Below are 6,486 nucleotides of genomic sequence, written 5' to 3'. Positions count from 1 at the left end.
ATATTCTAAACCGTAGACGATCGTCTACGGTTTTTTTTGTGCGTAAAATACCATGTTAACTCAAGATTAACTCACTGTTTAATCTAAACAATCTCAATGCATCCCCTGCTAAAAGTTATTAAATAGCCATTCACTCAAAAATAATTCCAATTCAGAGCTAAACTGTCATATATAAAACTAATTTCACTTATTGGCTATGGTTACGAAAAAGCACAAAGCTCAGACCTTTCATAAAGTTGCAGTGGCTATTGTTGTATTGGTAGTCACTATTGCTATTTTTAATAGGCAACTTGGTCATTTTTATGATGCTAGCCGTGTTGAAGAGCGTAAAGCAGTAAGAATAGCGGTTTCGCAAACGCCACTCTCTTCCTCCTTTATTATTGCCGACAGTTTGGGGTTTTTTGAACAACAAGGGGTGAATGTCGAACTAGTGCCCTGTTCTGGAGGTGTGGCCTGTTCTCAAGCTTTGTTTAGTGGGAATGTAGACTATGCGACTGCCTCTGAGTCGGTGGTTATGTTTAAGCTTTTCCAGCGTAATGATTTTGCACTATTAACCAGTTTTGTTGAGTCAGATAACGATTTAAAGCTGCTCACGTTAGAGCGATTAGGCATTGTTAACCTGAGTGACTTGGAAGGTAAAAAAGTAGGCATCGTTAAGGCGAGTGCCAGTGAGTTTTACTTTGATTCATTGTTGATTGCCAGTGACCTGAAAGAGATGGCTGTTGAAAAAGTCTATTTACCACCAGAAGCGCTAAATGACTCATTATTCTCCTCACAAGTTGATGCTATTTCTGTTTGGGAACCTTACGGTTATAAAACTGAAACCTCTGCACCATCCGATGTATTGAACCTTGGGCTATCTGGTATTTATCATTTGTCGTTTAATTTACTTTCGATGAAAGCAACCGTCGAAGAGGCGCATGATGAGATAGTGGCAATATTACGTGCATTAAAAGAGGCTAATGAATGGATTAACCTCAATCCTGAACAATCGAGAGAGGTGATTGCACAGGCCTTAAATATTCCGTTACCCCAACTCGAGTGGTCTTGGAATGATTATGTATTTCGTTTGTCGTTAGGTAATGCACTTTTATCTAACTTACAGCTTCAAGCAAGATGGGCGATTGAGGCTGGTATGGTTGCGGGCGACAAGCCGGATTTTCGGACAGTGCTTGTTTCCAAGCCGATCGAGGAAGTGCTACGTACTAAGGTATCGATAAAATGATCAGTTCGATTGTACGTAAATTGACATTATTGTTCGCATCCACGGCATTTCTAATCCTTTTGATCACTTTTTCTCTGTGGGGCTTACTTAAAGAACAAGAGCAAACAAAAAAAGATCTAGAAGATATTATGCAGATCCAATTGAGTGTGGATTTGTTGCGTAGCCAACTTTGGATTTTCCTGCAGTATTCTGATGTATCAAGTTTGGACCAGGTTGATATTGCTCAGCAAAGCCTCTCCAAGAGACTGCTTAATCATAAGATGATGGGCAAACATATCGAAAACTTACAACGCATGAATACTAGCCTTGCCGTCTTACTGCAACAAGAAAAAAAGCTTACTCATCAAGATGCTGAAGCAAAAAGCAACTCTCTAATCAGCGCAAAAGGGCTGCTACATTCACGTTACAATATGCTCGTGCAAAATATGACTGAAGAGTTGTTTTACTTACAAAAATCAGTCTTAGCAAAAAGCATTGAGAGTCAACAAATGACCTTGATGTTGAGTGCACTGAAAATATTATTTTTTTCAATCTTAGTGAGTGGCATTGCGTGGTTGATTTTGAAACGTTTCAAAAGAGGGTTTGCGTCAATTAAACAAGGTATCCTAGCTTTGACGTATGGTGACCTTGAAAGCAAGATTGAACCAGTTAATCTGGATATTGAATTTGTAGCTTTGGCTGACTTTTTTAACCATATGAAGGTCTCACTAAAAACGACAACCGTAACAAAAGATGAATTGCAATTAGAGGTTGAGCGACAAACCTCAGAGTTAAAAATCCAAAAAGATCAGCTTCAGTTTCTATCTGAACATGATTCGTTGACGGGGTTACTTAATCGGCGAGCGTTTGAAAAGTTGTTGGATAACGCCATCGTTAAAGCCAATAGGACCAAGGTGAAGTTAGCGCTGCTCTTCATTGATTTGGACAATTTCAAAACCATCAACGACACTCAAGGCCACTGCGCGGGAGATGAAATTTTAAAGCAAATCGCGATTCGCTTAGAGGCCAGTATCCGCCAATCTGATTTTGCGGCAAGGCTTGGCGGTGATGAATTTGTAGTGTGCCTCGATCTGATTGATGAGTACGACTTTGTCGCAGAGAAAGTCAAACAAATCATCAAATGCTTAGGGCTGCCCATTGAGTTTGAAGGGCAAAGCCTAACCGTTGGTGTTAGTGTCGGTATCAGCTATTTCCCCTTACAAACCAATAGTATGCACCATTTAATGGCCTTGGCTGATGAGGCGATGTATCAAGCGAAAGAGGTGGTTGGTAACACTTATTGTCAAAACATTGATCCCTTAAGGGGAGTTTTTACAGTGGAAGACGTGGTGAGTTAACGCCATTTTTCTGCATAGGAAGCGGCTGGGTCGAGGCTGATTCATGAGTAGATAGTCGCAATCCCTGAATAATACCGTTTATCAATTGAACCTGACTCAGTTTCCTTTTACCCTGTTCTCTCCCCCTTATTCATCGCTAGGAGCATTGTCATGCAGCTTCGTGATCCTCAACTTTTTAAACAACAATGTTATCTCAATGGTCAATGGGTTTGTGCATCCAACTCGCTCACCTCAACCGTTTACAACCCTTATGACGGCACTCTGATTGGAACGGTTCCGCAGCTAGATAGTGCGCAAGTTCAACAAGCGATTGAGGGTGCAGAGTTTGCGCAGAAACTGTGGAAAAAACAGCCAGCGGCGGACAAAGCGAGAGTGCTTAGAGCTTGGTATGAATTGATTGTTGAACACAGCGATGATCTGGCACTGATTTTAACCAACGAGCAAGGTAAACCTTTAGCGGAAGCGAAAGGCGAGATCAGCTATGCTGCCAGCTTTGTCGAATGGTATGCCGAAGAGGCAAAACGAGCTTATGGTGAGCTTGTCCCGAGTCATAAAGCGGATGCAAGAATACTGGTATCGAAAGAACCTATTGGTGTGGTTGCTGCGATCACGCCTTGGAATTTCCCTGCGGCTATGGTGACTCGTAAATGTGCTCCAGCGATTGCGGCTGGGTGCGCAGTGGTACTCAAACCAGCACCAGATACGCCTTTTACTGCTCTTGCTTTGGCAGAATTGGCGCATCGTGCTGGGCTTCCCGCTGGCTTATTGCAAGTGGTGACCGGAGAGGCAATCGCAATCGGGCAGCAATTAACCAGCAGCAAAGTGGTACGCAAACTCTCATTTACTGGCTCAACAGGAGTGGGGAAAATATTAATGGCACAGTGCGTGCACAACATCAAAAAGTTGTCGCTCGAGCTGGGTGGTAATGCCCCTTTTATTGTGTTTGATGATGCCGACATTAATGCCGCCGTAGAGGGTGTGATGGTGGCGAAATTTCGTAACGCTGGTCAAACTTGTGTCTGTGCCAATCGAATCTATGTGCAAGAGGGCGTGTACGATAAATTTGTTAAAAAATTGGTTGATAAAGTCAGCAAGCTGATTGTGGGAAATGGGCTGGAATCGGGCGTAACAATGGGGCCTTTAATCAATGATGCGGCGGTGGCTAAAGTCAAATTACATATTGCGGATGCCACCGCGCAAGGCGCTCTAGTGCAATATGGCACTCTGCCTCAAGCCGGTAGCCGCTTGTTTGAGCCTCACGTATTAACTGAGATGACAGAAGATATGTTGGTGGCTCAAGAAGAAACCTTTGGCCCACTTGCACCTTTGTTTCGTTTCACTCACGAAGAGGAAGTGATTGAACGTGCAAACCACACGGATTCTGGATTAGCGGCATACTGCTATACGCAGTCACTGGCTCGGGCTTGGCGATTGAGTGAGGCACTGGAAGTCGGTATTGTTGGTATTAACGAAGGTTTGATATCAACTACAGTCGCACCGTTTGGCGGCATCAAAGAGTCAGGTCTTGGCCGCGAGGGAGCAAAACAGGGGCTAGACGAATATTTGGAAGTGAAATACACCCTAATGGGAGGCTTAAACTAACCTTTCTCTCACTATTTTTGTTGAGTCAGTAACACCCATCTTAAGGGGCCATTGGTTTCAAAATCATTGGCCTCTTGGCAGATCATATACAGCTCACCGACTTGAATCACTGCACCGATAGAATAAGCTTGGTCCTTATAATAGCAAACACGTTGTAAAGCTTTACCTTCTGTAGCCACCACAACCGGTAACGAAGCGGTATTGATTACTTTCGTGTAGCCAAAGCTAGGAGCAATCAATAATAACCAAACACAGTACTTCAGCATGGTGTATCTCCTATTTATAGTGAGGTAGTTAATCAAATTGCCGCTGATAGCGGGGCAGCATACTTTCATTGCCCAGTAACCCACCTTGATGAATATAAATCACCGTTTTTTCTGGATGAGCTTCCATCCAAGGTAACAAACATTGCCACATCATAGGGTCATACAACAGATCAAATTCCACATGAGTCTGCTCAAGTAGATTTTGCCACATCCGATAATCGGTTTCGTACAATCGTCCAAAGTGATGCTTTTTCTCTGTAGATATAATCGTAGGGTACTGGCGCTCTTCAAGCTCGTCAAATTGTTGGATGAGGTAGTCATTTCCCCCTACACAAGCACAGGTCAGAACCTCAATGCCGTGCGGTTTTAGATATTTTTGCAGGTAGATCGCAGTGGTTCCTGTCCCGGAGGGCAACGCAACGACGAATTGCGTTTTTGTCTCCATTCTCATCCAGTTGAGAATTTCTAGAGCCAACTGCTTAATGCCCGTTTCGGCCATCTTTGAGCGACCGCCTTCCGGTACGACTAAGCATGAAGCATCAGGCTGGCGGATCGTATCAATATACTGCTCGGGTGGCATTATATTGATGGGGCTAACTTCGATGATGTGCGCTCCTAAATCCAGTGCACCACGATAGTTGCCAATCGGCCTTTGGTGTAACCACGTTGGAATGTGGTCTACATAAAACTCAAATTTCCACCCTTTAATGCGCGCAAGAGCTGCCAGAGAATAGAGAGCATTGGACTGCGCCGAACCATAGCTGATTAAAGTGCTGATGCCGGGGGAATCGCTATCCAATAACGCCATGAACTTACGCGCTTTATTTCCGGAAAAATGGCTGTGAAGTTGATCATCACGTTTTAAATAGAAGCGGTTATTGGAAAAAGTATGTTGCGTTATCGGGGTATCAGACAGTTTCATGATGATTTTCGAGCAGAAAAGGGCCGTAGTATATACTGACCTGAGTAAAAATTGCAGTGTTGGCCGATTTTATCGCTCGTCAGTTACTGCTTTGCCTCTCATGCGGCAAAAAAAAGCCCAGAGCAAAAGGCGCTGGGCGGATACAAATAAACATAGGAGTTAATAAGAAAAAGCAGCATATCGGTAGTTACAGTAAGAAGAAAAATTTGACGGCCTGTAAAATTCTTAATGCTCTGCTAACTACACTTATTGAGACTGAGCATTTCACAATCAGTTCCATCTCAAAGCCATTTTTTTCAATTTATTTTTAAAATATTTATCTTTCATTAGCTTACTTCTATTTTACTCTTCAGCTCCGATCATTTCGTAAAAATGTGATGTTAATTGCTTGTTAATTAATTGTGTCGATAGTATATTTCAAACACCTGTTTGATACGAGTGATTGAAATGGCACCAAGAAGTAGTACCAAAGAAAAAATCCTAGATGTTGCAGAGGGATTGTTTGCTGAACATGGCTTCAACGATACATCGTTACGAGCTATCACCAGCAAAGCTGGAGTAAATCTAGCCTCGGTTAACTACCATTTTGGTGATAAGAAAACGTTAGTGCGTGCAGTGTTGAATCGTTATTTAGAAGCATTTATGCCTGCCGTTCAACAAGCGCTGCAGGAGTTAAACTCCCAAGATGAATATCAAATGTCGGAAGTGTTTGAGTCATTGCGTACACCATTACGTGCGTTGAATGATGTTAGGCCCAACGGTACCAGCCGTTTTATGTTGTTGATTGGTCGCGGCTATACCGATGTGCAAGGTCATTTGCGTTGGTTTATCACCACACGCTACAGCGATGTATTGTCACTGTTTACTCAGTCAGTGATGAAGGCGAACCCAAAACTGACGCCTGAAACTCTATTCTGGCGTTTGCACTTCACGTTAGGCACGTGTGTTTTTACCATGGCGTCGAGCCAAGCATTGGCTGAGATTGCCGAAAGTGATTTTGGCAACCAAGTGGATGCCAAAGCCGTCGTCGACTTACTTATTCCTTATCTAGCCGCCGGCGTTGCGGCTGATTAACCCAATTAAATCTATTATAAGAAGTAACAATCCAAGCGAACAAAAGGATCTGATCATGAG

The 6,486-nt window shown here is 43.1% G+C and carries 6 protein-coding genes; 4 read left to right on the top strand and 2 right to left on the bottom strand.

Annotated features, from left to right (window positions below; all coding sequences use genetic code 11):
• Positions 1–190: 190 nt before the first annotated feature.
• The 3 genes from AACQ17_RS04575 (at position 191) to AACQ17_RS04565 (ending at position 4,164) form a co-directional block, all read left to right on the top strand.
• On the top strand, positions 191–1,225 hold the full coding sequence (locus tag AACQ17_RS04575) for an ABC transporter substrate-binding protein (RefSeq protein ID WP_094148016.1): 1,035 nt from the start codon (positions 191–193) through the stop codon (positions 1,223–1,225).
• A complete protein-coding gene (locus AACQ17_RS04570; protein ID WP_013856589.1) occupies positions 1,222–2,562 on the top strand; it encodes a GGDEF domain-containing protein in 1,341 nt (446 codons plus the stop codon). Before AACQ17_RS04575 ends, AACQ17_RS04570 begins: the two co-directional genes overlap by 4 nt.
• A 150-nt stretch (positions 2,563–2,712) precedes the next feature.
• Entirely contained in the window at positions 2,713–4,164 is a 1,452-nt protein-coding gene (locus AACQ17_RS04565; protein ID WP_094148014.1) for an NAD-dependent succinate-semialdehyde dehydrogenase, read from the top strand.
• Positions 4,165–4,175: 11 nt separating this feature from the next.
• Here AACQ17_RS04565 and AACQ17_RS04560 read toward each other — a convergent pair whose 3' ends face one another.
• On the bottom strand, positions 4,176–4,430 hold the full coding sequence (locus AACQ17_RS04560) for a DUF1496 domain-containing protein (RefSeq protein ID WP_010319042.1): 255 nt from the start codon (positions 4,428–4,430) through the stop codon (positions 4,176–4,178).
• Positions 4,431–4,458: 28 nt separating this feature from the next.
• The gene (locus AACQ17_RS04555) at positions 4,459–5,352 is read right to left on the bottom strand and encodes a pyridoxal-phosphate dependent enzyme (RefSeq protein WP_094148012.1); all 894 of its coding nucleotides are present in this window, start codon (positions 5,350–5,352) and stop codon (positions 4,459–4,461) included.
• 447 nt (positions 5,353–5,799) lie between these two features.
• Here AACQ17_RS04555 and AACQ17_RS04550 point away from each other — a divergent pair, with 447 nt between their 5' ends.
• Positions 5,800–6,426 carry a TetR/AcrR family transcriptional regulator gene (locus tag AACQ17_RS04550; protein WP_010319039.1) on the top strand — a complete coding sequence of 209 codons (627 nt, stop codon included), beginning with the start codon at positions 5,800–5,802 and terminating at the stop codon, positions 6,424–6,426.
• Positions 6,427–6,486: the final 60 nt, after the last annotated feature.

Source organism: Vibrio sp. V10_P2A27P122 (assembly GCF_963874335.1).
Lineage (GTDB): Bacteria > Pseudomonadota > Gammaproteobacteria > Enterobacterales > Vibrionaceae > Vibrio > Vibrio anguillarum.
This window is presented reverse-complemented; position numbering and strand designations above follow the sequence as displayed.

Excerpts from the sequence above, each read along its gene's own strand:
- AACQ17_RS04570 (WP_013856589.1), top strand. The coding sequence starts at position 1,222 with ATGATCAGTTCGATTGTACGTAAATTGACATTATTGTTCGCATCCACG.
- AACQ17_RS04565 (WP_094148014.1), top strand. The coding sequence starts at position 2,713 with ATGCAGCTTCGTGATCCTCAACTTTTTAAACAACAATGTTATCTCAAT.
- AACQ17_RS04560 (WP_010319042.1), bottom strand. The coding sequence starts at position 4,430 with ATGCTGAAGTACTGTGTTTGGTTATTATTGATTGCTCCTAGCTTTGGC.
- AACQ17_RS04555 (WP_094148012.1), bottom strand. The coding sequence starts at position 5,352 with ATGAAACTGTCTGATACCCCGATAACGCAACATACTTTTTCCAATAAC.
- AACQ17_RS04550 (WP_010319039.1), top strand. The coding sequence starts at position 5,800 with ATGGCACCAAGAAGTAGTACCAAAGAAAAAATCCTAGATGTTGCAGAG.